Below are 26,423 nucleotides of genomic sequence, written 5' to 3' on the forward strand. Positions count from 1 at the left end.
TGTTTGAGACACCCCGCCGGTTTCGGCGGGGTGTTTTGCTGTGTGCCCCGATGTTTCGCCGCGCTTTGAGAATTCGGCAACTTGCGGTAGGCTTTGATCATTGTTTGAGGTCATTGATCAAAGGGCGGACACGCCATGCTTATTTTGAAACGATGGAGCGTCATTGCAATCATGGGCGTGATTGGGCTCGCTTTGCTTGCTTATCTGATCGGCTCGGATGCCGGAGATGCCATTTTCATGTCAGAGACGCCGGACGGTGTTGTGCCTCAAGGTTCAGACAAGAGCGGAGACATCGCCGGTGCGATCACCGCCGTTGCAGGCGCTGTCACCACGCTGGGTGCGGCTGTCTTTGGACTGCTGGGCAAGTGGACTGACTATCGCAAAGCGCAGCTTGAGGTCGCGGCCAAGGAACTGGAGCTGGAGCAGAAGCGCCAAGCGGCCAAGCCCGAATGATGTGGCGGCTGGTGGTCGGTCTGGTCCTCGTGGCATCCTCGCTCTGGGCGGATGCAGACGGTTTGGATGAGGCGACCATACGACCGGATGATCGGTCTATCACCGAACGATTGTTGGTCCGTGCCGGATTTCGTGACTTGCAGAAAAGCTATGCTCTGATTGTTGGTGTCAGTGACTTTGACGAATTTGCCGATCTGCCAACCGCCAAGGACCCGATACGTATGCGGAACTATCTCGTGGACGAGGCGGGCTTTGACCACGTTCACATCCTGACCGGTGACAAGGTAACCAAGGACCGGTTGGAAGAGTTGATGCTGGACGATTTCCGCCAGCTTGTGGGCCCCAATGACCGTTTTCTGTTCTATTGGTCCGGGCACGGAGAGACCTTGGGGCAGGGGCCGGGTGCCCGGGGCTTTCTCCCCCTGAAATCCAGCCGCAAGGGCCGGTTTTCGACCATGGTGTCGATGGACGACATCGCCGATTGGGACAGCTACATCACTGCGCATCAGGTGTTGTACCTGATGGACAGTTGTTTTTCCGGGCTGGTGGGGTCGGCACCGCAATCGGATCTGGCTGACATCACGCGTGCGCAGTTAAGCGGACCGGCACGCCATGTCATCACCGCCGGCCGCGGGGATGAACAGACCATTGCAGTCGATCAACTGGGCGGTTCGGTGTTCACCCACGCACTGCTCAAGGGTTTGCGCGGGGCGGCGGACGCCACCAATGCGCTGGGCAAGGATGACATCGTATCCGTGGGTGAACTGAAGTCCTATGTTGGCCAGGAGGTGACCCGCCTGCGCACGCGCTTTGGCTGGCAACGTTCGATCACGCCGCAAATCCGGGATCTGACCGGATCGGACGGGGCGTTTTTCTTTCCCATTCCTGCCGCCTTTGCTCCGGAGGAAGATGACCCCGAGCCTGATCCGCCCGGATCCGACGACGTTGCCGAGTTGCAGCAGGCGCTGATTGATCTTGGTTATGACACGGGCGGTGTCACGGGCGTTTTGACCCTGCGGACGCAGGTGGCTCTGGTCCTGTTTCAGCGGGATCAGGGGTTGGAGGAAACCGGGCAGGTCGATGATTTGACGCAACGCGCGATCATCAACGCGCTTGTCGGGTTGGCGCAGCCGCAGGGGGATGGAGATGCGTCTGACGATGACAGTTTGCCAGACACTTTGATGGCCATCGAGCGTCGTGAGCAGGCTGCGATACAGCCTGCGGTACCTGCACCTTCGCCCCTGACGGATGTTCGCGTCCGACCTTGTGAAAATTGCCTAGAGTTCATCCGCGTGCCCGGCGGAACGATGGCCTACGGCCCGCGCCCAGTGGACGATCCGATCCCGTCAATCACGGAGGAGGTTGCGCCGTTCTTTGTCTCGAGCACCGAAGTGACCATTGGCCAGTTCCGTGCTTACGCGGAGCATACGGGGATCGCCTTTGTGGATGGCAAGACGTCTGAGGGGCCAAGTTGCTTTGACTGGCAGGAGGGGGACAAGCTGCGCAAGACCGCGCAAGCCTTCAATCAGGACAGCGATCTGAGCGGCGATCATCCGGTGGCCTGTGTCAGCCGCATCGATGCGATGGGGTATATTGATTGGCTCAATGAGCAGACCGACGGTCCACGCTATCGTCTGCCGACCGAGGCAGAGTTCGAGTTGTTGCTGGAACGCCAGTTGAAACATCGCATTCAGGCCGAGGGCTTTGGTCGTGATCTGAACAACGATGCGGACGTGGTCTGTGCGCTGGGCAATTTCGGCGATGCGACATCGCAATTCAGTTGGCGCAACACGTCCTGCAATGATGGCAATCCGGGTGTGGCGCTGGTGGCGTCCTACCCGGCCGATGCGAATGGCGTACATGATCTGGCTGGCAACCTTTGGGAATGGGTGGCCGATTGCTGGCGGGGCAACCTGTCTTTGCCGCGTGCGCTGGACGGGTGCGAGAGCGGGACGCTCAAAGGCGGCTCATTCGATGATCCGATCAAGAATGCGGCGCCCGAGACGCGGCAGCCGGTGCCCGTGAACCGCCGTCAAACCAATATCGGCTTCCGCGTGGCGCGCGATCTCGACTGATCAGTTCAGCCGCGTGCGCAGAACACGCACCATATTGCCGCCCATAACCTTGCCGATGGTTTCCGTGCTCAGCCTCGCTTCGAGTAGCGCATGGGTCAGGCTGGACAGCTTGGACGTGTCGAAGTCGGTCTTGACCGACCCGTCGAAATCCGAGCCGAGCGAGACGTGATCAGCGCCCACGGTGTCCTCCGCCTTGACGATCATGGCGGCAATGGCTTCGGGTGTGGGGGCGCGGCACAGGATAACACCCCAATACCCCAAACCGATCACACCACCCGCGGCCGCGACAGCCTTCATGATCGCATCCTCGAAATTGCGGGTGACGGGGCAGCGCCATGCAGCCCTGTGTGGCTGACAATCACCGGCATGTCGCTGAGCGTCAGCACGTCCTGCGCCACCGCCGGGCTGGCATGGGCAAGGTCCAGAACCATGCCACGCACCTCGATCTCCGCCACGACATCACGTCCGAAATCGGTCAGGCCCATGCTGCACGTGCAGTGCAAGGGGCCGCCCAGTTCCTTGTCGAAGAAGTGTTGCAGGACGATGATGCGGTGCCCTGCTGCTTTCAACCGGTCGAGATTGGCCATCTCCCCTTCGAGCGCGTGTGCCCCTTCGATGCACATCTCGTTCCGCGTGGTGATGACGGTCAGCCGGTTGGGAATCTTAGCGGCGACCTTGTGCAGGCGTTCGGCCTGATACAACGCGCGTTCGGCCAGCAACCCCCCCGGTGCGGGGCGGCCTGAGTTGGCCGATGACAAGGGGCGTGATGTTGTTAAAGGCTTCGGCGGAATTGGCTTCGTGGTTGTGACCTGCGGGTGATTTCGTGACGGCGGCAAAGACTTGCAGTGCCACGCCGCCTCCGATCAGGCGCGGCACGTCGACATAAGGTCGCGTGCATGGCGCTGGCCAGACTGACGAAGCGAAAGGCTTCGCCTTGTGCCGGGCCAAGTGCACGATATGGTAGCGCAAACGGTACAGCGCGCAGAGAAGGACATGGCCATGACAGATCCGATCCGGTGGGGTATTCTGGGGGCCAGCAACTTTGCCCGCAATGACATGGCACCCGCCATTCATGCCGCGCAAGGGGCCGAGTTTGCGGCCCTTGCCACCTCGTCTCCAGAAAAGGCTGAGGGGTTTTCCGCCTTTGCCCCGGGTCTGCGGGTTCATGACAGCTATGAGGCGCTGCTGGCGGACCCTGAGATTGACGCCGTCTACATTCCGTTGCCCAACCACTTGCACGTGGAATGGTCGCTGAAGGCGCTGGAGGCCGGCAAACATGTGCTGTGCGAAAAGCCGATGGCCATGGCGGCGTCCGAATATGATGCGCTGATTGCAGCACGCGACGCATCGGGTTGTTTTGCAACCGAGGCCTATATGATCGTGCACCACCCGCAATGGCAGCGCGCCCGCACCCTTTACGAAGAGGGGGCCATCGGGCGCTTGATCCATGTTGAGGGGGTGTTCGGCTACGACAACTCTGGCGAACCCGGCAATGTCCGCAACCGCCCCGAGACGGGTGGCGGCGGCATTCCCGACATCGGCGTTTACACCTATGGCTGTACCCGTTGGCTGACCGGGCAGGAACCGGACGAGATCACCCATGCGGATGTGGATTTTGAAAACGGGGTGGATGTTTTGGCCCGCGTATCGGCCCGGTTTCCTGGATTTTCGGCCCATTGGGTCAATTCGATGCGAATGCACCCCATCCAGGAGATGACCTTTGTCGGATCGGAGGGGATCATCAAGCTGACCGCGCCCTTCAACCCGGCGCGATTTGCAACGGCTCGGCTGGAGGTGCAGCGCAACGTGCATGGTCGTACGGGTGGGGCCACTGTGACCGAAGAACGGTTTCCCGGTGTGGACCACTATGTCCTGCAGGTCGAGGCGTTTTCGGCCCATGTTCGGGACGGAGCACCTTACCCTTGGCACCTTGAAGATGCGCGGGGAACGCAAACGGTTATTGACGCGGTGTTTTCCAAAGCCAAAACTACCGGTGGTTGATCGACCTTTTTTTGGGGATTCTTTCGGATCGGATAAGGGAACGGGATCATGGCAGGGGGATGGGCCAAGGACGGCGCTGTGTCTGAACAGATCGAGGCATCGATCTCGGATGAGCTTGCGCGCATGCAGGCCCGGAGAACCCCTGTTGGTGACAGCCTGACCCATTGTGCCGATTGCGATGAGCCGATCCCGGAAGCACGACGTATTGCTGTGCCCGGGGTCAAGCTTTGCGTGGATTGTGTCGCAGAGCGGGATGCAGTGCGTATTCAGCGTGGCGGCATCAACCGGCGTGGATCGAAGGATAGTCAACTGAAGTAACTTGGCCAGATGCCATTGAGAAAGGAGTTTTAGCGCTGCGAGGCAGGCAGCATCTTATAAATTCAAACGATTAGAGAGTATGGTTCGCGTGTATATTCAACTCGATACTGCCCGACTTTTTTTTGACACCGTGGGGGCCCAGCTGGAGCCTGGTCCCGATAACATGCAAGAGCGGCCAACGCTGCTGGTGCTACATGGGGGACCTGGGTTTGACCACTCGACCTTGCGCCCCTATTTCGACCGATTTGCCGATGATTTTCAGGTGATCTATCTGGATCATCGCGGCAGCGGACGGTCGACCGGAGACCCCGACACATGGAAGCTTGACCAATGGGCCGATGACATTGCTGCCTTTTGCGAGGTTTTGAACATTTCGCACCCGGTGGTTTTTGGGCAATCCTTTGGTGGTATGGTTGCGATGCATTACGCAGCGCGGCATCCACAGGGGCCGTCCAAGCTGATACTGTCGTCGACCTGCGCGCAATTCCGCCTGGATGAAACCAAGAAGATGATGCGCAGGCTGGGCGGGGATGTTGCGGCAGAGATGGCGGATGATTTCTTTTCCAACCCGTCGAGAGAGCGTTTTGACCAGTATGCGCAAGTGTGTCTGCCGCTCTACAGCCAATCGGAAAACCCGGATGCAGCCGGATTTCGCAACCGTGCCATCCAACGCCCCGAAGTGGCGGTCCATTTTTTTGGTCAGGAAATGAAGGATATGGACATGCGGGGCGAGGTGGCGGGGATCACGTGCCCGACCCTTGTTCTGGGCGGCGCGCTTGATCCTGTCACGCCGCCGGTTTGTTCAGAAGAGATCGCGCGGGCCGTCGGGGACAACGCTACGCTCGAGATGTTCGATGGGTGCGGGCACGGCGTGCACCGCGATGATCCCGACGGGGCAGAGCGTGTCATGCGGGCGTTTTTGCTAGCAGCGTGATCTGACGCTTGCCGAGGCGTTCGGCGTCGGGCTTTGGGGATATGCCGCCTGCCTGCGCAACTGGAGCAGGCGGCTTCTTAAACCCACGCGCCAACAAGGGAAAATGCCCACGCCTGTGGAGCAAGCGTAGGCATCAAACCGGCAAGGTTCAGGAGGCGTTTCACCCCTCCATGGCTTCCAGTTCGTCGATGAAGCCCGAGATCATGCTGAGACCTTTGTCCCAGAATTTTGGATCCGACGCATCGAGACCGAAGGGGGCCAGAAGCTCCTTGTGGTGTTTGGACCCACCCGCCTTGAGCATGTCGAAGTACTTGTCTTCAAAGCCTTCCGTCCCCTCTTCGTAAACCGAGTAAAGCGCGTTCACGAGGCCATCGCCGAAGGCGTAGGCGTAAACGTAGAAAGGCGAATGAACGAAGTGCGGGATGTAAGCCCAGAACGTTTCGTACCCGTCCATGAATTCGAAGGCGGGGCCAAGGCTTTCGCCCTGCACGCTCATCCAGATGGCGTTGATGTCTTCGGGGGTTAATTCACCACCCCGCCGTGCTTCGTGCAGTTTGCATTCGAAGTCGTAGAAGGCGATTTGGCGCACGACCGTGTTGATCATGTCCTCTACCTTGCCCACCAGCATGACCTTGCGCTGGGCATCGTCCTTGGCGCCGTCGAGCATCGTGCGGAAGGTGAGCATTTCGCCGAAGACGGAGGCCGTTTCCGCAAGCGTCAGTGGTGTCGATGACAGCATTTCGCCTTGCCCTGCGGCGAGGACCTGGTGAACGCCGTGACCCAATTCGTGGGCCAATGTCATCACGTCGCGCGGTTTACCGAGGTAGTTCAGCATGACGTAGGGGTGCACGTCCGTGACCGTCGGGTGAGCGAAGGCACCGGGGGCCTTGCCCGGTTTCACGCCCGCGTCGATCCAGCCCTTTTTGAAGAACGGTTGCGCCAGCTCACCCATGCGTGGATCGAAGGCATTGTAGGCGTCCATGACGGTCTTTTCGGCCTCGTCCCAATTGACGATGCGGGGGTCTTCCATGGGCAGGGGGGCGTTGCGGTCCCAGACCTGCATCTTTTCCAGCCCCAGCCATTTCCGTTTCAGTTCGTAGTAGCGGTGGCTGAGTTTTGGGTAGGCGGCAACGACGGCGTTGCGCAGCGCTTCGACCACTTCGGGTTCGACCTGGTTGCTGAGGTGCCGACCGGTTTGGGCCGTGGGCATCCCGCGCCAACGGTCTAGGATTTCCTTTTCTTTGGCCTGCGTGTTGTGCACACGGGCGAAGGTTTTGATATTGCCGGAGAAGACTTCGGCCAGTTCCCGTGCTGCGGTTTCGCGTTTCTTGCGATCGGGGTCTGTGAGGAAGTTCAGCGTGCCTTCGATATTCAGCGCTTCGCCGTCGATGTCGAAGGTGAGACCCGCGATGGTTTCGTCAAAGAGCCGTTCCCAGGCATCGCCCACGACACCGAGGTCATGCAGGAATTTCTCAAGCTCGTCGGAGAGCTGGTAGGGCTTCATCGCGCGGATCTTGTCAAAGACCGGTTTGTAGCGGGCGAGGTCGGTGTTCTGGTCCAGCAGGCCGCTGAGGTGATCGTCTTCCAGTCGGTTTAGTTCGAGTGTGAAAAACACCAGAGGCGTGGTGAAGTTGGTGATCTTTTCCTGCATGTCCGACATGAACTTGGCCCGGTCCGCATCTGTGGTCAGCTGGTAATAGCGCAGGCCAGCATAGGACATGATGCGACCGGCCACCTGGTTAATCCGTTCCTGGCGTTGGATGCAGTCGAGCACGCCCTTGGCGTCGAGATCAGCCAGATTGCCTTCGTAATCGGTGGCGAAGCTCTTGCAGGCTTCTTCCAGCCAATCGAGGTCACGTTTCAGTTCGGGCGCGTCTTCGCCGGTGTAGAGGTCATCAAGGTTCCATTCGGGCAGGTCACCCAAGGGCTGATCCCCCGTGCTTGCGTTGGCATCGCGGACGGGGAAGGGGAGTTGGAACATGTGTCAGTACCTTTGATTACGTGTTGCGCCCATAGGTATGGGGCGACGTCGGGAGGGGCAAGGGTTTCGCCGCGCTTCTCCGTGGCGACTGGCTGGGGCTCTGCCCCAGACCCCGAGGTATTTTTAGCCAGAAGAAGGGTTATGGCATAAAGAGGCGGTTGGGTGTGTCGACGAAGATCTTTTGGCGCTCGTCTTCGGTGGTGATGCTGCTGAGACTGTCGGCAAGCGCAGCCGCATGGGGCATTTGTGCGCCGCTCAGCATGATGTGCGGCCAGTCCGAGCCCCAGAGGCAAGCATTGGGGTTGGCGTCGATCATGCGGCGCATGAGGGGGTGGGTTTTGGCGATGTCATCGGTCAGCCGATAGGGGGCGGAGAGTTTGACGTAGGCGTGCCCCTCTGCCAACAGCGCGCAGAGCGTGTCGATGGCTTTTGTGTTTGCGTCGAGGTGGACGGGCCAGCCGCAATGATCGATCACCAGCGGAACGGGCAGGGCGCGGATGTCGTCGGCCAGTTGTTCGATATGTTTGTCAGCATGCAGCAGCATCTGGATATGAAGCCCATGATCGGCAAGTGCGGGGGCCATCGCCTTGGCCCCGTTCCATGTGAGCACACCGCCATGGACGTAGTTGAGGCGCACGGCGACGATGTCCGCGTCGGCGAAGTGTTTGATGTCAGCGTCTGAGGCGCCATCGGGGAGGAGGCCGACACCTTTGAACCCTTTGCCCATCGCGCGGACGGCTTTCAGTGTGACCGTGTTGTCAGTGCCGTAGAGGATGGAGTGCACGATCAGGCCCCGCGCGCATCCCAGTGCGTCGAGATGGGCGCGGTAGAGGTCAAGCCAGCCTTCGAAGTCGATGCCTTCGGGTGGGTTTTGTACGCGTCCTTCCCAGAGTGGGTGTTCGGGACCGCCAAGCAGGTGGACATGGGTATCCCATGCGCCGTCGGGCAGTGGTGTGGTGGGGGATGTGGGCGCGAAGGGCGGCGGGGCGCTATCCATAGATCTTGAGCATCTCGTTCAGGTCGTCGAGGCTGTTGGCCTCTTGCACGGGTTTGTCGTGGCGCCAACGTGACATGCGGGGAAAGCGGAGCGCCACCCCCGATTTGTGCCGGGTGGAGGCCTGGATGCCTTCGAACGCAATCTCGAACACGTGATGCGGCGTGACCTGGCGGACGGGGCCAAAGCGTTGCTGGGTGTTCTTTTTGACCCAGGCCGTGATCTTGCGGAATTCCTCGTCGGTCAGGCCGGAGTACGCCTTGGTAAAGGGCACGAGGTCGTTGCCGTTCCAGACGGCGAAGGTGAAGTCGGTGAAGAGGTTGGCACGCCGTCCGTGGCCGGATTGGGCGTAGATCATCACCGCGTCGATGGTCAGCGGATCTAGCTTCCATTTCCACCAATCGCCTTTCTTGCGCCCGGTCAGATAGGGGCTGTCCATGCGTTTCAGCATCAGCCCTTCCGCTTGTGCATCACGGGCTGTGGCGCGGGTTTGAGCGAGTGCGTTCCAGCTTTCGAAGCCGACGGTGGGCGAGAGTTTGACTGGGGCGTCGTCAGGCAGCGACTTGCAAAGAGTTTCCAGCGTCGCACGACGTTCCCTTAGGGGCGTTTGCCGCAGGTCCTTGCCCTCCCATTCGAGCAGGTCATAGGCATAGAGGATCACGGGCGCTTCGGTCAGCAGCTTTTTGGGCACCGTCTTGCGCCCGATCCGTTTTTGCAGGGCGTTGAAGTTTTGCGGCGCGTCCTCACCCCAGGCCAGCAGCTCGCCATCGAGCACGGTGCCGTCAGGGATGAAATCGCGGGCGCGGGCGAGTTCGGGAAATCGGTCGGTCATCAACTCTTCACCACGGGACCAGACGAAGTGGTCGCCATCGCGCAGGATCAGTTGGCCGCGGATGCCGTCCCATTTCCACTCCGCCTGCCAATCATTTGGTTCGCCAAGGTTTTCTGGCTCGTCCTCCAGCGCGTAGGCGAGGTAGAATGGGTATGGCCGTGACGCGTGCGCAGCGGGGTCATCTTCGAGGATCAGATGTGACCATGTGGTTGTGGCCGGGTCCCAATCGCCCATCAGGCGGTGGGCCATTTCGGCCTCGTCCTTGCCAGTGGCGCGGGCCAGCGCGCGGGTCATCAGCTTTTGACTGACGCCGATGCGGAAGCCCCCGGTGAGCAATTTGTTGAACAGGAAGCGTTGGGTGGGGTCGAGCGAGGCCCAAGCGTCCAGCACGAACGTCTTGCGTTCTGGTTCTTCGACTTGAGAAAGATCACGCAATGCGTTGATCCAATGCGTTAATCCGTGATCTGTTTCTGTGCTTGGCGGAGGCAAGACAAGCGCGATGGTTTCGGCCAGATCACCGACGATTGGGTAGGCTTCTTCGAACAGCCACAGGGGGATGCCCGCGACCTCGGCACCCCATTCGCGCAGGCGTGTGGTGTTCACGGCTCGTTTGGGGCGACGGCCCGAGAAGATGGCGATGGTCCAGATACGGTCCTCTTCCGGGGCCTCTTGGAAATACTCCGCGAGGGCTGCAACCTTGACCGTGGTTTTTGTGGATTGGTCGATGGCGTTGAAGAGCGCGGCGAAGCGTTTCATGCGGCTTCGTCCTCGGCATCTTCTCCGCCGAATTCGGTTTGCAAGACCTGTGCGTTCCAGCCTTGGTCATTCAGATAGCGTGTGAAGATTTCTGTGTAACCATGCGTAACATATATGTTTTCCGCACCGGTATCTGTGATGGCTGACAGTAGCCCGGACCAGTCGGCATGGTCCGAGATGACAAAGCCACGGTCACCTGCGCGTCGCCGCCGAATGCCGCGCAGGGCCATCCAACCGGAGGCGAAGGCGTTTTCCTGCGGCCCAAACTTGCGCGCCCATGCAGAGCCGAGCGCCGAAGGCGGCGCCAGCACGAGGCCACCGGAATGCGCCTTGTGGTCGAAATCCGCACTGGCTTGGATCGTATCCGGCAGGCTGACGCCCTGCGCGCGCATGACCGCATTGGTGTTCTCAATGGCGGTGTGTGTCAGGATAGGCCCGATCTCGGGGTTCAGCATGGACATCAGCCGCTGTGCTTTGCCCAATGCATAGCAGCCGAGGAAAGCGGTTTTGCCGGCCGAGGCGCAACCTGCCCACCATTCGTTGATCTGTGCCGCGATGACCGCTTGGTCCTGCCAGCGGAAGACCGGCAGGCCGAATGTACTTTCGGTGATGAAGTGGTGGCACTTGACTGGCTCGAACGGGGTCGAAAGGCCGTCATCCACAACCTTGTAGTCGCCGGATGCCACCCAAACCTCACCGGCAACTTCGACGCGGATTTGGGCCGATCCGGGGACGTGACCGGCTGGGTGGAACGACACGGTTGCGCCGCCGATCTGGAGCCGCTGACCATAACCAATGGTCTCTATGGACACGTCCCCAAGCCGGTGTCGCATGACGGGTGCGGCAATGTCGGTGGCCAGATACGACTCCATGCCCCAGCGTGCGTGGTCGGCATGGCCGTGGGTGATCAGCGCCCGGCTGACCGGTTTCCACGGGTCGATGTAAAAATCGCCTGCAGGGCAGTAGATACCTGCCGGAGTGAAGGTAAGTGCGCCGCTCATGGGGGCGAACCTAGCATGTCTGAAAAAGCAGACCAGCCTTAGGCTGCGTCGGCGAACCGGGCTGTCATCGTGTCAAAGATGCTGGCGCGTGTCTTGGCATCTTCCATGAGCACCTCGTGCTCTCCGCCCTGGATCAGGTGCAGGTTGCCGTCCTCCCAGCTGTCCATCCGGTTGTGGATGCGCCCCACGTGGACAATGCGTTCATTAGTTCCAAGGAAGGTGTCGCAAGGCAGTTTCGGGGCCGCCATGCGGGATAGGGCCAGTGTTTCATCCAGCGCCTCGCGCAGCCAGACGAAGCTGGGGCCGCCGAGGGCGAGGTCGGGATGTGCGCGCAGTTGATCTCGCATCATGTCGAACATCTCGAGGTCGGTGGTCAGCAGATTGTCTTCGAACGGGGCCGTGAGAACATAGGAGTCGATGATCGTCCCAGGGGGCAGGCGGTGACCCTGGCCGATGGCTGGCATCATGCGGCCCAAGGCCCATGCGACCGGGCGCAGATGGGCCGAGATGCGGATACCCCACATTGGCCCAGTGAAGGCTGCGGCACTGACAGGCAATCCGTCGTAGAGGGAGCGCAGACCGATGCAGCCACCCATGGAATGGCCCAGCAAGAAGAATGGCTCTGGCAGGCCCAGTTCACGCGCTGCGGCGAGCGCTGCTGTGGCATCTTTCTGATAGTCGGAAAAGACTTCGACATGCCCCATACGCGCGTCGTCCAACAGCCGGTCAGCCAATCCCTGACCGCGCCAGTCGATGGCGAGTGTCGCGAAGCCGCGCTTGGCTAGTTCACCTGCCGAGGGTGCGTATTTCTCAATATACTCGGTGCGGCCGGGAAACAGCAGAACCGTTCCCTTGGCCGCATCCGGCTGCCACACGCCCAACCGGATGCGCACCCCGTCCGCCGCGGTCGCCCAGTAGGCGGCGCCGTCCAGCGGTGCAGGATGCACATCGGTGAAAAGGGGGGCAGCCGTCAGGGTCATCAGGCCAGCACGGAGGCCAGTTTCATCGCCATACCCATGTCGCCATCGACCTTGAGCTTGCCGGTCATGAAGGCAGATGTCGGGTTCGTGTCGCCTTCGAGGATGGAGCGGAACGTGTCTGCGTCGGCCGACAGTGTCACGTCTGCGTCTTCGTCGGCTGCACGTGCGCCGTTTTCGTCCATCATGATCGCGCCTTCGCCTTCGATGTCGAATTTCGCGGTGCCGGTGAAATCTGCGCCAGCCAGCTTTTCGTTCAGGACGGCCACGGCCTCGGTCACTGTGTCACTCATCTTTGATGCCCTTTTTGGTCTGTGGACGGGTGCGGTCTCTGGAATTTGCGGCCCGGCCTGTTACATTCATCGTTATGGGCACTCACTTGCGTAAACTCTACCCTGTCGTCACGGCACTTTTACTTACAGTAGGGAATTCCTTACCCGCTGCCGCGCAATCATCGCTTGACGAGAAATTGCAGGCGTTGCGGGATGCGGAACCTGCCGAAGCCACCCGGCTCACGCGAGAGATTGAGCGGGAGTGGTCGCAATCGGGGTCTACCGCGCTGGACATGCTGCTGCGACGTGGGCGGGATGCGCTTGAGAACCAGAAGCCAGACATCGCAATCGAGCATCTGACTGCGCTGATCGACCATGCTCCGGATTTTGCCGAAGGATGGCACGCCCGTGCCACTGCCTTTTACATGAAGGATTTGTATGGTCCGGCGATCAGCGATCTGGAAAAGGCCCTGACCCTGAACCCCGACAACTACAATGCCATCTTCGGTTTGGGCGTCATGTTTCAGGAGTTCGGAGACAACGTGCGGGCTGAACGGGCGTTTCAGCAAGTTCTCGACTTGCATCCGCATCATGAAAACGCCACCAAGGCGCTTGAGCAGTTGAAGGCCCAAGGCATCGGCCGCACACTCTGACGAGTTACCGGGGGACAGCCCATGTCGGGCGACGCGCGGGTGGTTGCCGTTCTCGGTCCCACCAACACAGGCAAAACCACTTATGCCATCGAAAGGATGCTGGGCCATCGCACGGGTGTGATCGGCCTGCCTCTGCGTTTGCTTGCGCGAGAGATTTATGACCGGATTGTCGCTCTGCGCGGCCCGTCCGTCGTGGCGCTGGTCACGGGTGAGGAACGGATTGTTCCGCCTCGCACGCAATACTGGGTGTGCACGGTCGAGGCGATGCCCGAGGGGATGGGCTGCGATTTCCTCGCTGTGGACGAGATCCAGCTTTGCGCCGATCCGGAGCGCGGACATGTTTTTACCGACCGGCTTTTGCGGGCGCGTGGTTTGCACGAAACGCTGTTCTTAGGCTCTGACACGATGCGCGGGCCTATTGCAGCGCTGGTTCCGCAGGCGCAGTTTATGCGGCGCGAGCGGATGTCGCAGCTTGTGCACTCCGGTCAGAAAAAGATCAGCCGGATACGGCCCCGGTCGGCCATCGTCGGATTCTCGGTTGATAACGTCTATGCCATTGCCGAGCTGATCCGCCGTCAGAAGGGCGGGGCGGCTGTGGTGATGGGGGCTTTGTCCCCCCGCACGCGCAACGCCCAGGTGGACATGTACCAGAATGGCGAAGTCGACTTTTTGGTCGCCACCGACGCCATCGGCATGGGGCTGAACCTTGATATCGACCATGTGGCCTTTTCCTCGCTCACCAAGTTCGATGGGCGACGTATGCGCGCGCTGGCCCCCAATGAGTTGGCGCAGATTGCGGGCCGGGCCGGACGCGGACAGAAAGACGGCACTTTTGGTGTGACTGGAGATGTTAGCCCGCTGGATGACGGTGTGGCGCAGGCGATCATGGACCACCGCTTTACCCCGCTCAGCAAGCTGCAATGGCGCAACCATGCCCTGCAATTCGGCACCATCGACGCGCTGGTGCGCAGCCTTGAGGCGCCGTCGGATCATGAGGTTTTGGTCAAGGCGCGAGAAGCTGAAGACCTGCAAGCCCTGAAATCGCTGAGCGAAAGCGCCGAAGTGACTGCCCGCTGCACCGATGCTCAATCGGTCCGCCTGCTCTGGGATGTGTGCCGCGTGCCGGATTTCAGGGGTATCAGTCACCAGGAACATTCCAGCCTGCTCGACGTGATTTTCCGCTACTTGCACGAACGCGGTTTGATCCCAAATGATTGGATGGCCCGCCAGATCAAGCGCATTGACCGCGCCGATGGCGACATCGACGCGATCAGCAAGCGATTGGCATTTATCCGCACATGGACATATGTGGCGCAACGCAAGGGGTGGGTGGATGACGAAAGCCATTGGCGCGACGAGACGCGCCATGTAGAAGACCGCTTGTCAGATGCTCTTCACGAAAAACTGACACAAAGATTTGTAGATCGGCGCACGAGCGTGCTCTTGCGCCGGCTAGGCCAGAAGGAGGCCATGGTGGCCGAAGTAAATGACGCAGGTGAAGTGACTGTCGAAGGCGAGTTCGTCGGCAAGTTGGACGGGTTCCGGTTCTCTCAGGACAAGGGGGCGGGTGCGGCCGAGGCGAAGACGATCAAGACCGCGGCGCTGCAGGCGCTGGCGCCGCATTTCCACCTGCGGGCTGATCGGTTCTACAACGCACCGGACACCGAGCTGGATTTCACCGAGCAGGGTGGCCTGATGTGGGGCAGCTCTGCCGTGGGCAAGCTGGTGGCGGGGCAGGACCCGTTGAAACCCATGGTCGAAGTGTTTGTGGATGATGTTGCAGGCCCCGAGGTTGCACAGAAGGTGCAGCGCCGCCTGCAACACTTCATCGACCGCAAGGTCGCAGCCCTGTTCGAGCCGCTTCTGGCCATGCAGAAGGACGAGGCGCTGGCAGGTCTGGCCAAGGGCTTTGCCTTCCAGATGATCGAAGGCTTGGGCGTGCTGCCTCGCGCCACCGTTGCTGACGATGTCAAAGCGCTGGACCAGGATGCACGCGGGCTGCTGCGCAAGCATGGCATCCGCTTTGGTCAGTTCACCATCTTTATGCCCTTGCTGCTGAAACCCGCGCCAACGCGTCTGCGCCTGGTGCTGTGGTCGCTGGCGCAAGGGCTGTCTGAATTCCCGGAATCCCCGCCTCCCGGCCTGGTCACCGTCCCGGCAATGCAGGACGGTCCCCGAGGCACCGACACGATGTCGGGCTATCGCAATGCGGGCGAGCGTGCGATCCGCATCGATATGCTGGAACGTCTCGCGGACATGCTGCGCGCCGAGGATTCGCGCGGCGGGTTCGAAGCCAAGGCTGACATGCTGTCGATTACCGGCATGACCCTTGAGCAGTTTTCCGGCCTGATGGAAGGTTTGGGGTACAAGTCTGAGAAGGGGGAGCGGGAAAAGGTCAAATCTGCTGACACAAATCCGGTACCGGACGCAATGCCTGAAAGTGAAGCGACGGCAGAGGAAACCGTGGCTGAGAAGGCCGCGGACCCCGAAAAAACCGAAACACCACAATCGGAGAGCGCCGAGGCGGCGGAGGCCACCGACGCCAAACCCGAAGATGCCCCTGCGACCGACGGCGATGCCGAAGATACCGGGCCGGAGATGGAGGTCTTCTATACCTTCACCTGGGGCCGCACCGCAGGGAATCGTCGCCCGCAGCAAGGTGGCAAGCCCCGGGGCAAAGGTGGCCCGAAGGGCGGCAAACCCAAGGGCAAAGGCCCGCGTCGCGACGGTGGCAACAAGCCTCAGAACTTCTCGGCCCGACCGCCGAAGAAGGAAAAGGCGATTGATCCCGACAACCCCTTTGCAGCAGCCCTTATGGGGTTGAAGGACGGGAAGTAAGTGGCTGATGAAGCGGACAAACTGCGGCTGGACAAGTGGCTGTGGTTTGCGCGCTTCTTCAAGACACGGTCGCTTGCAGCAGCCCGCGTTGCGGCAGGTGATGTGCGTGTGAATGGCGACCGGGTTACCAAACGATCTACGACAATCGTGCCGGGGGATGTGCTGACCTTTTCACAAGGTCGTGTGGTCCGGGTGATCGAGGTGAAAGCCATCGGCACGCGCCGGGGACCGGCTCCTGAAGCGCAGGCGCTTTACAACGATATGTCCCCGCCACCGCCACCAAAAGAAACGCCCGTTCCGGAAAACCCGCGGTTCGAAGGAAAAGGCCGTCCAACCAAGAAAGACAGGCGGCAAGCTGATCTTTCCCGGTCGCGCCATCTTGAATGATGACGCTCACTCCTTTAGCTAAACAATGCCCGATCAGATGAGACACCCCTTATGACCTATATCGTCAACGACGCCTGCATTGCCTGCAAATACACCGACTGTGTCGAGGTATGTCCGGTCGATTGTTTCTATGAGGGTGAGAACATGTTGGTGATCCATCCTGATGAATGCATCGATTGCGGTGTATGTGAGCCAGAATGCCCCGCCGACGCCATCCGCCCCGACACCGAGCCGGATATGGAGAAGTGGGTCGAGTTCAATCGCAAGTATTCCGAGATGTGGCCGGTGATCATCACCAAGAAAGACCCATTGCCCACTGCCGAAGAGATGGATGGCAAGGAAGGCAAGATGGAACTGTTCTCAGAAAATCCGGGTGAGGGCGGTTAAGCCAGCGAATCGTTTTTTCAAAGGCTTCTGTCGAAGAAAACGAGACATATAGGCTTGGAAAATATAGGGGTTTCGAAAGTTTCCTTTAGGGCAGCTTTCGAAGCAGCCGTTTTTGTGTTATAGTTCTGTTGCAATTGACAGACGGACGCTGCCTTGGCCCGCAGCAATGCTACGGGCTGGACCAAATTTTTTGACCTGAACCGCACCAAGACGTGGCAGTGAATGCCTCGCCTAATGCGGTTTTGATTGTCAAAAGGCTGGCCAACCCGGAGTCGCATGAGGATCAGGAATGACAAAATCTAAGAAGCTCGACTTCCGCCCCAATGAATACGTCGTCTACCCCGCGCACGGTGTGGGCCAGATCACATCGGTGGAAAAGCAGGAAGTCGCAGGTATTGAACTGGAATTGTTCGTCATCTCGTTCGAGAAGGACAAGATGACCTTGCGTGTACCCACCCACAAAGCGACCGACATCGGGATGCGCGCATTGTCGAGCCCCGACGTGATCAGCCAAGCGATGAAAACCCTCAAGGGTAAGGCCAAGGTCAAGCGCGCCATGTGGTCCCGCCGGGCACAGGAATACGAGCAAAAGATCAACTCGGGCGACTTGATCGCAATTGCCGAGGTTGTGCGCGACCTGCACCGCACCGACGACCAGCGCGAGCAAAGCTACTCGGAGCGTCAGCTGTATGAAGCGGCCCTTGAGCGTCTGACCCGTGAAGTGGCTGCTGTCTCCGGTGGTGACGAGATTGCTGCCGCCAAGGAAGTGGGCGACGTGCTCAGCAGCCGCATTGCTGCCTAACATCCGGTTAGCGAAGAACGTAAGCCGCTGAAAACAAACGTGTCCCCGCGGGGACACGTTTTTTATTGGGCTATCGTTGCCAGTGTCAGCAGAACTGCAATCTCGGTCAGGATCTGCGTCGCGCCCAGAATGTCACCGGTTTGCCCCCCGATCTTTGCGTTTGCAATCAATCCCACGCAGAGCGTCACAGCCCCTGCCACGAGAGCAGCAAGCAGTCCGGCGCCCCCGGTCAGCAGCATTGCACCCACGATCCCGATCAGCAACGCAACTACAACGGCGCCCATGTCCGGAGCCCCCACGCCATGTGAAAGGCCTGTGCTGCGCGCGTGGGGCAGGGCCAACATGAGTGGCGGCATCATTGCGCGGCTCAGCACCAGGGCGGCGATCAACGCAGTCCATGACACTTCGGTCAGTCCAAGCCAGCGCAGGCCCATCACGACGATCAACGCCAGCACGCCGTAAGCGCCGATGCGGCTGTCCTTCATGATCTCAAGCCGTCGTTCTTTGTCATGCCCGCCCCAAAGCCCGTCAGCGGTGTCAGCCAGCCCGTCTTCGTGCATGGCGCCGGTCAGCATGACCAGCGCGCCGAGGGTTAAACCGGCGATGATGGGCCAGGATAAACCAAGTGTATTGAGGGTCGCGGCGAACAGGGCAAGGAGACCGCCCAGAACCAATCCGACAACCGGGTAGGCCCAGACGGCCCGAGCACCCTGGGCAAAGGCATGATCAGGCAAGGCGGGCATGGGTAGGCGCGTCAGCAAGACCAGTGCGGCCGGCACGTCCCAGAGGCGTGCCGCAAGGGCAATGTCGGAATCATTCTGTGCCATGTCCGGTCCTGACTTGCGGGTGCGTTCCGATTGGGTAAAGAGCGTGAGACCAACAGGCAAGGACAAGACCCATGAGCTTTGAAAGTTTGGATGCGCTGCGCGCTCTATTGGCCGATATGCCGGGCCCGGATCAATCGGCACTGGCGGGCGCAGAAGAGCGGAATGGGCAATTGACCAAACCCCCCGGCGCTTTGGGTCGGCTTGAGGATCTGGCACAGTGGTATGCAGGCTGGCGGGGCGATGTGCGGCCGTCAATTGACGCGCCTCAGGTCATCGTTTTTGCGGGAAACCACGGGGTCGCGGCGCGCGGCGTGTCTGCCTTTCCGCCGGAAGTGACCGTGCAGATGGTAGCGAACTTCGAACATGGTGGGGCCGCAATCAACCAACTGGCCAAGGCGTTTGGTGCGCGCATGGATGTCGTTCCGCTGGATTTGGATACGCCGACGGCTGATTTCACCAAAGGCCCGGCCATGACCGAGGCTGAAGGTGTGGCCGCCCTGCGGGCGGGTTGGGACGCTGTTGCCGAGGATGCTGACCTGTTGGTGGTCGGCGAGATGGGGATTGGAAACACGACTTCTGCCGCTGCCATTGCTGCCAAGCTATTTGGTGGTGATGCGGCTGAGTGGACGGGGCGTGGAACCGGGGTTGAAGGCGATGCGCTGGCATTCAAAACGCAGGTGGTTGCGGATGGGCTGGGCTTGCATAAGGCTGCAACCGACGGGCTGGATGTGTTGATGCGTCTAGGCGGGCGTGAATTGGCAGGGATGGTTGGTGCCATGGCCCGGGCGCGGTCCTTGCGTATCCCGGTGATCATGGATGGGTTCATCTGTACGGCTGCGGCAGGGTGCCTTGCCAAGACGCAAGAGGGTGCGCTGGATCATGTGGTGGCGGGCCATCAGAGCGCTGAGGCGGCACATGGTCGGATGCTTGAGGCACTGGGGAAGGCACCGCTTTTGTCCCTTGGCCTGCGTTTGGGCGAAGGGTCCGGTGCCGCGCTTGCCATCGGCGTGCTAAAAGGGGCCATTGCGTGCCATTCGGGCATGGCGACCTTTGCCGAGGCGGGCGTGTCTGACGGCTGACGGGTGCTCTCTTTGCTGCGCAAATTCGCCCACCCGCCAACCCTTGTACGGTGACGTGTTAGGCCCGTTTGGGTTCTTCTTGGCGGGCAGAGAGGGCTGCTTCTAGAGATTTCTCTAGCGACTTGGCGCGTTCGACATAGGCATCGTTCTTTGACGCCGGAATGTTGGGATCCCACACTTCGGCCAGTTGGCGTACCGCGTCCCGGTCATGGGCATAGAACACCCGCTCTGCTTCGGCGGCTTCGTATTCGGTGAGACCGAGGTTTTCGAGCGCGTAGCGCCCGGCACGCAGGGAGCTGTCGAACATTTCGCGGACGATGTCATTCGCGCCCGCCTGGTAGAGCCGGTAGACATGCACGCGGTCATAGGCGCGCGCGATGATGTGGATGTCGGGCCGCGTCTTGCGTGCATAGGCGACCAGCCGTGTCGACGCATCTTTGTCATCCAGGGCGACAACCAGGATGTGTGCGGTGTCCAGACCGGCGGCATGCAGGATGTCGGGGCGGCTGGGATCGCCAAGAAACCCTTTGAACCCGAAACGACGCATCAGAGCGATGGTTTCCATGTCATGGTCCAGAACAACTGTCTTGAACCCGGAGCCTTGCAACAGGCGGTTTACGATCTGGCCGAACCGCCCGATGCCCGCGATGATCACGGGGCCATCTTCGTCAATCTCGTCGGCTTCGATTTCAACGCCACGCTTGGCGATGCGGCGTGATTGCAGTTCATAGAGTATAAAGAGTAGGGGAGTGATCAGCATCGTCAGTGCGATGACCAGCAGTAAGGTTTCAGCTACAGCTTGCGGGATCACGCCCTGACCGACTGAGAAGGCGACGAGGACAAAACCAAATTCGCCCGCCTGTGCCAGCCCCAGGGTAAAGAGCCATCGATCACGTCCCCGGATATTGAAGGACACGGCCAGAAGGTAGAGCAGGAAGCCCTTGATCCCGATCACGAGGATCGCCATCGACAGGAGCGCGGGCCAATCGCGGAAGAGCAGATCAAAGTTTATGCCCGCGCCGACCGTGATGAAGAACAATCCCAACAACAAGCCTTTGAAGGGCTCGAGGTCCGATTCAAGTTCATGCCGGAATTCCGAACTGGCCAGCACGACACCGGCGAGGAAGGCGCCAAGCGCAGGGGATAGGCCCACAAGCATCATCAGGAAACTGATCGACACCACGATCAGAAGGGCGAGCGCTGTGTACATCTCGCGCAGGTGGGCCGCGTGGATGAACCGGAACACAGGCCGGGTGAGGAACACACCGGCGAGGATGACGGCAATGACCGCCGCGATTGTCACCAACGTGACACCCCAGGCGGGTAGGCCCTCGACCAAGCTCATCGTGGCAGCGTGCCCATGGCCGCCATGGTCGTCGCCATGTGCGCGGGTGATGGAGCCATCGCCGGTGATCTGTACCGGCAGGGTCACCACGAGTAGGGGCAGGAATGCGAGGATTGGGATGACGGCGATGTCCTGCGTCAACAGGACAGAGAACACGGATCGGCCACCGCTGGTCTGCATAAGACCCTTTTCTGAAAGTGTCTGCAGGACGATAGCAGTTGAGGACAGCGACAAGGTCAGACCGATGGCAAGTGCGATACCCCACGGCTGGTTGTAGGCCATGGCAACGCCCATCAGTGCCAGTGCGGACAGAACGATTTGCAACCCGCCCAGACCCAGCAATTTATGCCGCATGTCCCAAAGTGCCCTGGGTTCTAATTCCAGACCGATCAGAAAGAGCATCATGACCACGCCGAATTCGGCGAAATGCTGCAAGTCCTCTGTTTCGGCGCCGACAAGGCCCAGAACGGGACCGATGGCAATACCGGCAGCCAAATAGCCCAGAACAGAGCCAAGCCCCAAGCGCGACGCCAGCGGCACGGCGATGACGGCAGCGGCGAGGTAGATCGAAGCTTGGTAGAGAAAACTTTCCATGGTGGACCCTGTACGTTTCGGTCTGTTCTCAAGATGCCTCGGTGTCGCCGAAATACAAGGCGAAGGAAACAACTTGGCCCGAATTGGCTGTGCAGCACAGTGGATGCGCAGTCTGAATGAGCGAAATCATTCTTACGCGTCATCGAGCGGTGTTGTGCGGCGCACTGCACAGGGTGGTGCGATCGCGGTTCTTGCCGGTCTCAGGTGGGTAGGGGGCCGTCGCGTTTCAGTTGATCCATGACGATCTGGCTGTGCACCCGTGCGACGGCCGGATGGGGCAGCAACACATCGTGGATGAGCGTGTTCAGCGCTGTCAGATCGGCACAGTAGACGCGGAGCAGGTAATCGGCCTCACCGGTCATGGTCCACGCGCTTGTCACCTCCGGCTGGGTGTTGATCAGGCGGGCGAAGCTGGCGGCATGCTCTGGCCCGTGCACGGACAACTGGACCTGTACGAACCCCTGAACGGTTAACCCCAGCCGCTTGGCATCCAGGCGGGCGACGTAACTTTCGATGTAGCCCTCAGCCTCAAGCCGTTGGCGTCTGCGCCCCACCTGGCTGGCCGACAGGTGCAGCATGGCGCTGAGTTCCTGTGCTGTCAGATGTGCGTTTTTTTGCAAGGCGGCGAGCAGGCGGGTGTCGATGGAATCAAGCATCTGCGGAGTTTTGTCTGGTTTTCCCTATATTATGCGCAAAGAACGCGTAAATTGAAAGTTTTGCGCGAAACTATGCGCAGATACCGCGCGTTTGTGGCCCTATATCTGCATTAAACCTGTTCAAGGAGGTATTCCCATGGGCCCTTTCCCGCATAACGCACCGAAATCGACCATCTCCGCTGACAACCCGGTCGGCACAGACGGGTTCGAGTTTGTCGAGTTTGCACATCCTGAGCCGGAGGAGTTGCGCACGCTTTTCACCCGGATGGGATATGCGGAGGTGGCCAAGCACAAGACGAAGGACATCGAACTGTGGCAACAGGGCGATATCACCTATGTGCTGAACGCCGAGGCGGACAGCTATGGTGCGCGCTTTGTTGAGGAGCATGGACCCTGTGCGCCGTCGATGGGCTGGCGTGTCGTGGATGCGCAACATGCCTTTGAACGCGCGGTTCAAATGGGGGCAAAGCCATATGAGGGTGACGGCAAGGTGCTGGATGTGCCAGCCATCTACGGCATCGGTGGCAGTCTGATCTACTTTGTCGACCAATACTACGACACCTCACCCTATAACGATGAATATGAATGGTTGGCGCAGTCCAAGCCGCGCGGGGTCGGGTTCTTCTACCTCGACCACCTGACCCACAACGTGCACAAGGGGAACATGGACACGTGGTTTCGGTTTTATGGGGATCTGTTCAACTTCAAGGAAATCCGGTTTTTTGACATCGAGGGCAAGTTCACAGGTTTGTTTTCCCGCGCGCTGACGTCCCCCTGTGGCCGTATCCGCATTCCAATCAATGAGGACCGGGGCGAGACCGGTCAGATCGTGGCCTATCTTAAAAAGTACAAGGGCGAAGGTATCCAGCATATCGCGGTGGGGTCGGACGATATCTATGACAGTACGGATGCGATTGCCGAGAACGGTTTGAAGTTCATGCCGGGGCCGCCCGATACCTACTACGATCTGTCCAAGGACCGGGTTATCGGTCATGAAGAGCCCATCGACCGGATGAAGAAACACGGTATCCTGATTGATGGCGAAGGGGTTGTCGACGGAGGCGAGACTAGAATCCTGCTCCAGATCTTTTCAAAGACGGTGATCGGCCCGATCTTTTTCGAGTTCATTCAGCGTAAAGGCGATGACGGCTTTGGTGAGGGGAACTTCAAGGCGCTGTTCGAGAGCATTGAGCAGGAACAGATCAACAATGGCGAGCTGGTGGCTGAATAGCGCCGCGCACCCGTTTTCTTACATAGCAAGCAGCACGGGCATCGGATCGGTGCCCCTCTAACCTTTTGGCATTTTCAGGACGAGGTTGCGGTTGCCTTTCTGGTACCGCAATTCGCTGTCACCAATGGCAGACACGCGCCCGCCGTCAAAGCGGTCACCAACTTTGACCTTCTGATAACGGCCGTTTTTCAGCCGCACCAATGCGCGACGGTTGGACGGTGTGCCATAGACGCCGATCAGGTTGACACGGCTGAGGTTGATGGCATTGCGCACAGTTGCTTCGCGCGTGACCGAGGCAGACGAGGGTATGGCAGGTGTGACCGTCCTTGGGGCCACAGCTGCGACGCGCTGTGGTGCAGGGGCGGCGCGGCTGGCGCGGGCCACTACGCGGTCAAAGTTCCGGGGTCGTGTCTCGGGTCGGATGGATTGTGCGACAGCAAGCGCGCTGATCGGTTCTGTTACAGCGTCAGCCGCAAGGTCGGTGGTATCGACATCCTGAACCGGCTCAGCCTCCTGCGGCGCAGCCGGTCGCAGACGGGGCCGCAGCAGCGCCAATTCAGATCGCGAAAGACCGCCTAGCGTGGCGCGTTCATTCTGCTCCACAAGGTCGTTTGGACGTTCGCGAGGACGAACCTGTGCAAGCGCGACCGTGTCAGGAGTATCCCTTGTCTCGGGCGCGTCCTGCTGCTGCGCGCGCGCCGTCGATGGAGGTTTAAGTGGTGGGGGACCCAGGAACACGGTGAACCCATCTGGGCTGAGGGCGCCGTCTTCGGTTGGGACAATGCGACCACTGTCGTCCAAGGCAAAGCGCGTGCCAGCAGCGGGGGGCGATGTGACGTCGGGCAGAGCGGCATCTGTCAGGTATGATTGGGTGCCTGGCACCGCGATGGCGTCCAATGCCGGGCTGACAGGATCGATGCCCGTGACATAAAGGTCTTCCAGTACAATCAGGCCCGTTGGCGATGGTGGAACCTCCGGTGCTTTGGGCCAGATGCCGGTCACAGCATATCGTGCCTCGAGAGCGGCAGTGTCGAGTTCGTCTTGCGCGGTGGGGTCGGGTTGTGGGTCACGCAGCGCATCCAGCACAGCAGCGTCTTCCGCGGTCAGCCCATCATCGCTTAGGCCTTCGTTGAGCGAGGCGACAATCAATTCGTCACCCGTTTGTTCAGTTGGTTCCAGCTCAACCGTCGCACCGACACCCTCGGCCAGAGATTGTGCCGCATCCGCGGGCAGGGTCGAGGCAAGCGTGCGCTCACGTTTGGGAAACAGTTTGGCAAACCCATCGTCAAGGAAGACCGAAGCCCAAGCCGCGACACCGGCCAGGAAGACAAGCAGGATGACCGTCAGGATAAGGCCCAGAAAGCGCGGTTTGCCCCCTACTTGCGCATCCGCCCGTGCGCCGAACACGGTCATGCGTTGCGCTTCGGCGTCTGTCGTTGCCGCGACGGCCGGCGCGGCTGAACCCACAGGCGCTGCCTGCGGGCGCGCAGGCTGGATCGAAGGTGGCGCCGGTGGTATCCGTTTGGGCTTCCGCCGCGACAGGAATCCGCCTTTGTCTTCAGGAGCTGTCTGCGATGAAGGTGGCGTGTCTGGTGGCAGGTCTTCAATGGGTGGGGCAGCGCGCAGGCTTTTGGCCGCGGCTTGCTGCGGATTGAGAGCAGGCGCTTTTTCAGCAGTGGCGCTGGCTATGTTCAGCTTGGCGGCGGGGCGGGGCGGCGGAGGCTCTCGGGTGACGCCGCCCAGCGGCGCTGCGGAGGCGCCTTCGGCGGTTGCACGGCGGCGGGTTGCGAAGCCCATAAGAGCGGAGGTTTCATCCGGCGCGCTTTCTTTTGAAGGTACAGTCGCTGCATCAGCGCCTTTGTCCTTGGCCAAAACCTCCTTGGTGTTTACCGCAGGTTGCTCGGCCTTGTTCTCTGATGCCGGTGTTTTGGGGTCGACTTCTTCCTGCGTCGCCTGCACGGCATCCGCCTTCTCAGGTTCAGCCGGTGCAGTAGCGTCTTGCAGCGCTTTCACATCGTCTGTCGCTGCCTGAGCGTCATCTGAAACGGGCGGATCGCCCTTGTCGGTGGCAGGTACCTTTGCATCATCGGATGCAGGTATTGTCTCGGGTTTTGGCGCGCTGTTCGTGTTGGGTACAGGCGTGTCTTCAACGGGTGCCGCGGTTTTGGCCTCGATAGTTTCCGAGGGGACCGGAACGACCTCATCCGCTATTGCATCCTGGTCGGAGACGGTTTTCTCTGGCTCTGGCTCTGGCTCTGGCTCTGGCTCTGGCTCTGGCTCTGGCTCTGGCTCTGGCTCTGGCTCTGGCTCTGGCTCTGGCTCTGGCTCTGGTGCGTGCGATACGATCACGACGCGAATGCCATCAGGCTCGACCTCCGCACCGTCGGGCAAAACGTTCTCGGCATGCGCGGTTTGTCCAAAGAACGGTTCGCCCAGAAACCCGTCGCTTTCGGGGGCTGCGACAAAGCTGACCGGGTGAAAGCGGTGCTCGACGGCGAACGCTTCGGCCTCGGCAAGGGTTTCTCGAGCGACGGCGGCGATGTGGGTTTTGCTCCCATCAACCGAGATGTCGAACGCCAATGCATCGACAGTGTAGGGGGTGGCTCCATCAAGCGCGTGCCGTGCCGCTTCGCGACGTGCTTCGGGGTCGACGTCTCCGGTGTCGATAGTCAGATACTTGATCTGATTGTCCGGAATAATCAGTTTTGTACGGACCCGTTTGGTCTTGACCTCGTTGGCTTGTTTGCGCAGCGCCTTAAGGCTTCCTGTCAGGTCGTCAGTGCCGACATCCACTGCGCCCACTTCACGCCACCCTCCTGCCGCGCGGTGCAGCAGGCGGATCCCGTCAAAGGACAAGGATAACGCAAATTCAGGCTTCATGTTTTGCCCATAGCAATTGTGCGTTCCGAACGGAACACGGGGGAATGGTTGTATGAAGAATAAAGCAGGTCTTTGCCCATGCAAACAAAAAGCCGCGTGACCGGGTTGTACAGGCGCCACTTACGCGGGAAGTGTTGAGCCAGTATAGAC

22 protein-coding genes and 1 pseudogene are annotated in these 26,423 nt (G+C 60.2%); 12 read left to right on the forward strand and 11 right to left on the reverse strand.

Annotation, left to right across the window (positions count from 1 at the left end):
• Positions 1 to 135 precede the first annotated feature (135 nt).
• Entirely contained in the window at positions 136 to 453 is a 318-nt protein-coding gene (locus IE087_RS12825; RefSeq protein WP_189369738.1) for a hypothetical protein, read from the forward strand.
• Complete coding sequence (locus IE087_RS12830; protein WP_189369739.1) at positions 450 to 2,528, forward strand: SUMF1/EgtB/PvdO family nonheme iron enzyme; 2,079 nt, start codon at positions 450 to 452, stop codon at positions 2,526 to 2,528. The genes IE087_RS12825 and IE087_RS12830 overlap by 4 nt, the downstream gene beginning before the upstream one ends.
• Here the strand turns inward: IE087_RS12830 and IE087_RS23775 are convergent.
• Positions 2,529 to 3,151: pseudogene (locus IE087_RS23775) on the reverse strand (dipeptidase).
• 376 nt (positions 3,152 to 3,527) lie between these two features.
• Between IE087_RS23775 and IE087_RS12840 the strand changes: the two are divergent.
• From IE087_RS12840 to IE087_RS12850, 3 genes are all read left to right on the forward strand, one after another.
• The gene (locus IE087_RS12840; protein WP_189369740.1) at positions 3,528 to 4,529 is read left to right on the forward strand and encodes a Gfo/Idh/MocA family protein; all 1,002 of its coding nucleotides are present in this window, start codon (positions 3,528 to 3,530) and stop codon (positions 4,527 to 4,529) included.
• A 48-nt stretch (positions 4,530 to 4,577) separates the two neighbouring features.
• On the forward strand, positions 4,578 to 4,847 hold the full coding sequence (locus IE087_RS12845) for a DksA/TraR family C4-type zinc finger protein (RefSeq protein ID WP_189369741.1): 270 nt from the start codon (positions 4,578 to 4,580) through the stop codon (positions 4,845 to 4,847).
• Between the two features lie 88 nt (positions 4,848 to 4,935).
• Positions 4,936 to 5,781, forward strand: coding sequence for an alpha/beta fold hydrolase (locus tag IE087_RS12850; RefSeq protein WP_189369742.1), 846 nt, complete (start codon positions 4,936 to 4,938; stop codon positions 5,779 to 5,781).
• Positions 5,782 to 5,941: 160 nt separating this feature from the next.
• Here the strand turns inward: IE087_RS12850 and IE087_RS12855 are convergent, their stop codons facing one another.
• The 6 genes from IE087_RS12855 to IE087_RS12880 form a co-directional block, all read right to left on the reverse strand.
• Complete coding sequence (locus IE087_RS12855) at positions 5,942 to 7,762, reverse strand: M3 family oligoendopeptidase (protein ID WP_189369743.1); 1,821 nt, start codon at positions 7,760 to 7,762, stop codon at positions 5,942 to 5,944.
• Between the two features lie 139 nt (positions 7,763 to 7,901).
• Positions 7,902 to 8,759 carry an amidohydrolase family protein gene (locus tag IE087_RS12860; protein ID WP_189369744.1) on the reverse strand — a complete coding sequence of 286 codons (858 nt, stop codon included), beginning with the start codon at positions 8,757 to 8,759 and terminating at the stop codon, positions 7,902 to 7,904.
• Positions 8,752 to 10,344: an ATP-dependent DNA ligase gene (locus tag IE087_RS12865; protein ID WP_189369745.1), complete on the reverse strand. Its 1,593-nt coding sequence runs from the start codon at positions 10,342 to 10,344 to the stop codon at positions 8,752 to 8,754. Before IE087_RS12865 ends, IE087_RS12860 begins: the two co-directional genes overlap by 8 nt.
• Complete coding sequence (locus IE087_RS12870; RefSeq protein WP_189369746.1) at positions 10,341 to 11,345, reverse strand: ligase-associated DNA damage response exonuclease; 1,005 nt, start codon at positions 11,343 to 11,345, stop codon at positions 10,341 to 10,343. The genes IE087_RS12865 and IE087_RS12870 overlap by 4 nt, the downstream gene beginning before the upstream one ends.
• 38 nt (positions 11,346 to 11,383) lie before the next feature.
• Positions 11,384 to 12,325, reverse strand: coding sequence for an alpha/beta fold hydrolase (locus IE087_RS12875; RefSeq protein WP_189369747.1), 942 nt, complete (start codon positions 12,323 to 12,325; stop codon positions 11,384 to 11,386).
• Positions 12,325 to 12,615, reverse strand: a complete 291-nt coding sequence (locus IE087_RS12880) for an SCP2 sterol-binding domain-containing protein (protein ID WP_189369748.1) — start codon at positions 12,613 to 12,615, stop codon at positions 12,325 to 12,327. Before IE087_RS12880 ends, IE087_RS12875 begins: the two co-directional genes overlap by 1 nt.
• A gap of 86 nt (positions 12,616 to 12,701) precedes the next feature.
• On the opposite strand from IE087_RS12880, the gene IE087_RS12885 reads away from it, so the two are divergent.
• The 5 genes from IE087_RS12885 to IE087_RS12905 all read left to right on the forward strand — a co-directional run bounded on the left by IE087_RS12885 (position 12,702) and on the right by IE087_RS12905 (position 17,661).
• Positions 12,702 to 13,247 carry a tetratricopeptide repeat protein gene (locus IE087_RS12885; RefSeq protein WP_229801375.1) on the forward strand — a complete coding sequence of 182 codons (546 nt, stop codon included), beginning with the start codon at positions 12,702 to 12,704 and terminating at the stop codon, positions 13,245 to 13,247.
• Between the two features lie 21 nt (positions 13,248 to 13,268).
• Complete coding sequence (locus IE087_RS12890) at positions 13,269 to 16,085, forward strand: helicase-related protein (protein ID WP_189369750.1); 2,817 nt, start codon at positions 13,269 to 13,271, stop codon at positions 16,083 to 16,085.
• Complete coding sequence (locus tag IE087_RS12895) at positions 16,086 to 16,472, forward strand: RNA-binding S4 domain-containing protein (RefSeq protein ID WP_189369751.1); 387 nt, start codon at positions 16,086 to 16,088, stop codon at positions 16,470 to 16,472.
• A gap of 51 nt (positions 16,473 to 16,523) precedes the next feature.
• On the forward strand, positions 16,524 to 16,859 hold the full coding sequence (gene fdxA / locus IE087_RS12900; protein WP_189369752.1) for a ferredoxin FdxA: 336 nt from the start codon (positions 16,524 to 16,526) through the stop codon (positions 16,857 to 16,859).
• A 289-nt stretch (positions 16,860 to 17,148) separates the two neighbouring features.
• Entirely contained in the window at positions 17,149 to 17,661 is a 513-nt protein-coding gene (locus IE087_RS12905) for a CarD family transcriptional regulator (RefSeq protein ID WP_189369753.1), read from the forward strand.
• 62 nt (positions 17,662 to 17,723) lie between these two features.
• Here IE087_RS12905 and cobS read toward each other — a convergent pair whose 3' ends face one another.
• Entirely contained in the window at positions 17,724 to 18,488 is a 765-nt protein-coding gene (gene cobS / locus IE087_RS12910; RefSeq protein WP_189369754.1) for an adenosylcobinamide-GDP ribazoletransferase, read from the reverse strand.
• A 71-nt stretch (positions 18,489 to 18,559) separates the two neighbouring features.
• Here cobS and cobT point away from each other — a divergent pair, with 71 nt between their 5' ends.
• Positions 18,560 to 19,567 carry a nicotinate-nucleotide--dimethylbenzimidazole phosphoribosyltransferase gene (gene cobT / locus IE087_RS12915; RefSeq protein ID WP_189369755.1) on the forward strand — a complete coding sequence of 336 codons (1,008 nt, stop codon included), beginning with the start codon at positions 18,560 to 18,562 and terminating at the stop codon, positions 19,565 to 19,567.
• A 58-nt stretch (positions 19,568 to 19,625) separates the two neighbouring features.
• Here the strand turns inward: cobT and IE087_RS12920 are convergent, their stop codons facing one another.
• Together IE087_RS12920 and IE087_RS12925 are read right to left on the reverse strand one after the other, a co-directional pair.
• Positions 19,626 to 21,506 (reverse strand): monovalent cation:proton antiporter-2 (CPA2) family protein, encoded by a 1,881-nt coding sequence (locus IE087_RS12920; RefSeq protein ID WP_189369756.1) that lies wholly within the window; start codon positions 21,504 to 21,506, stop codon positions 19,626 to 19,628.
• A 200-nt stretch (positions 21,507 to 21,706) separates the two neighbouring features.
• Positions 21,707 to 22,162 (reverse strand): Lrp/AsnC family transcriptional regulator, encoded by a 456-nt coding sequence (locus tag IE087_RS12925; protein ID WP_189369757.1) that lies wholly within the window; start codon positions 22,160 to 22,162, stop codon positions 21,707 to 21,709.
• 136 nt (positions 22,163 to 22,298) lie between these two features.
• Here IE087_RS12925 and hppD point away from each other — a divergent pair, with 136 nt between their 5' ends.
• Entirely contained in the window at positions 22,299 to 23,393 is a 1,095-nt protein-coding gene (gene hppD, locus IE087_RS12930; RefSeq protein ID WP_189369758.1) for a 4-hydroxyphenylpyruvate dioxygenase, read from the forward strand.
• Between the two features lie 57 nt (positions 23,394 to 23,450).
• On the opposite strand, the gene IE087_RS12935 is transcribed toward hppD, so the two are convergent.
• Complete coding sequence (locus tag IE087_RS12935) at positions 23,451 to 26,273, reverse strand: amino acid adenylation domain-containing protein (RefSeq protein ID WP_189369759.1); 2,823 nt, start codon at positions 26,271 to 26,273, stop codon at positions 23,451 to 23,453.
• Positions 26,274 to 26,423: the final 150 nt, after the last annotated feature.

Source organism: Tateyamaria omphalii, from assembly GCF_014651375.1.
In the GTDB taxonomy this organism is placed as follows: domain Bacteria; phylum Pseudomonadota; class Alphaproteobacteria; order Rhodobacterales; family Rhodobacteraceae; genus Tateyamaria; species Tateyamaria omphalii.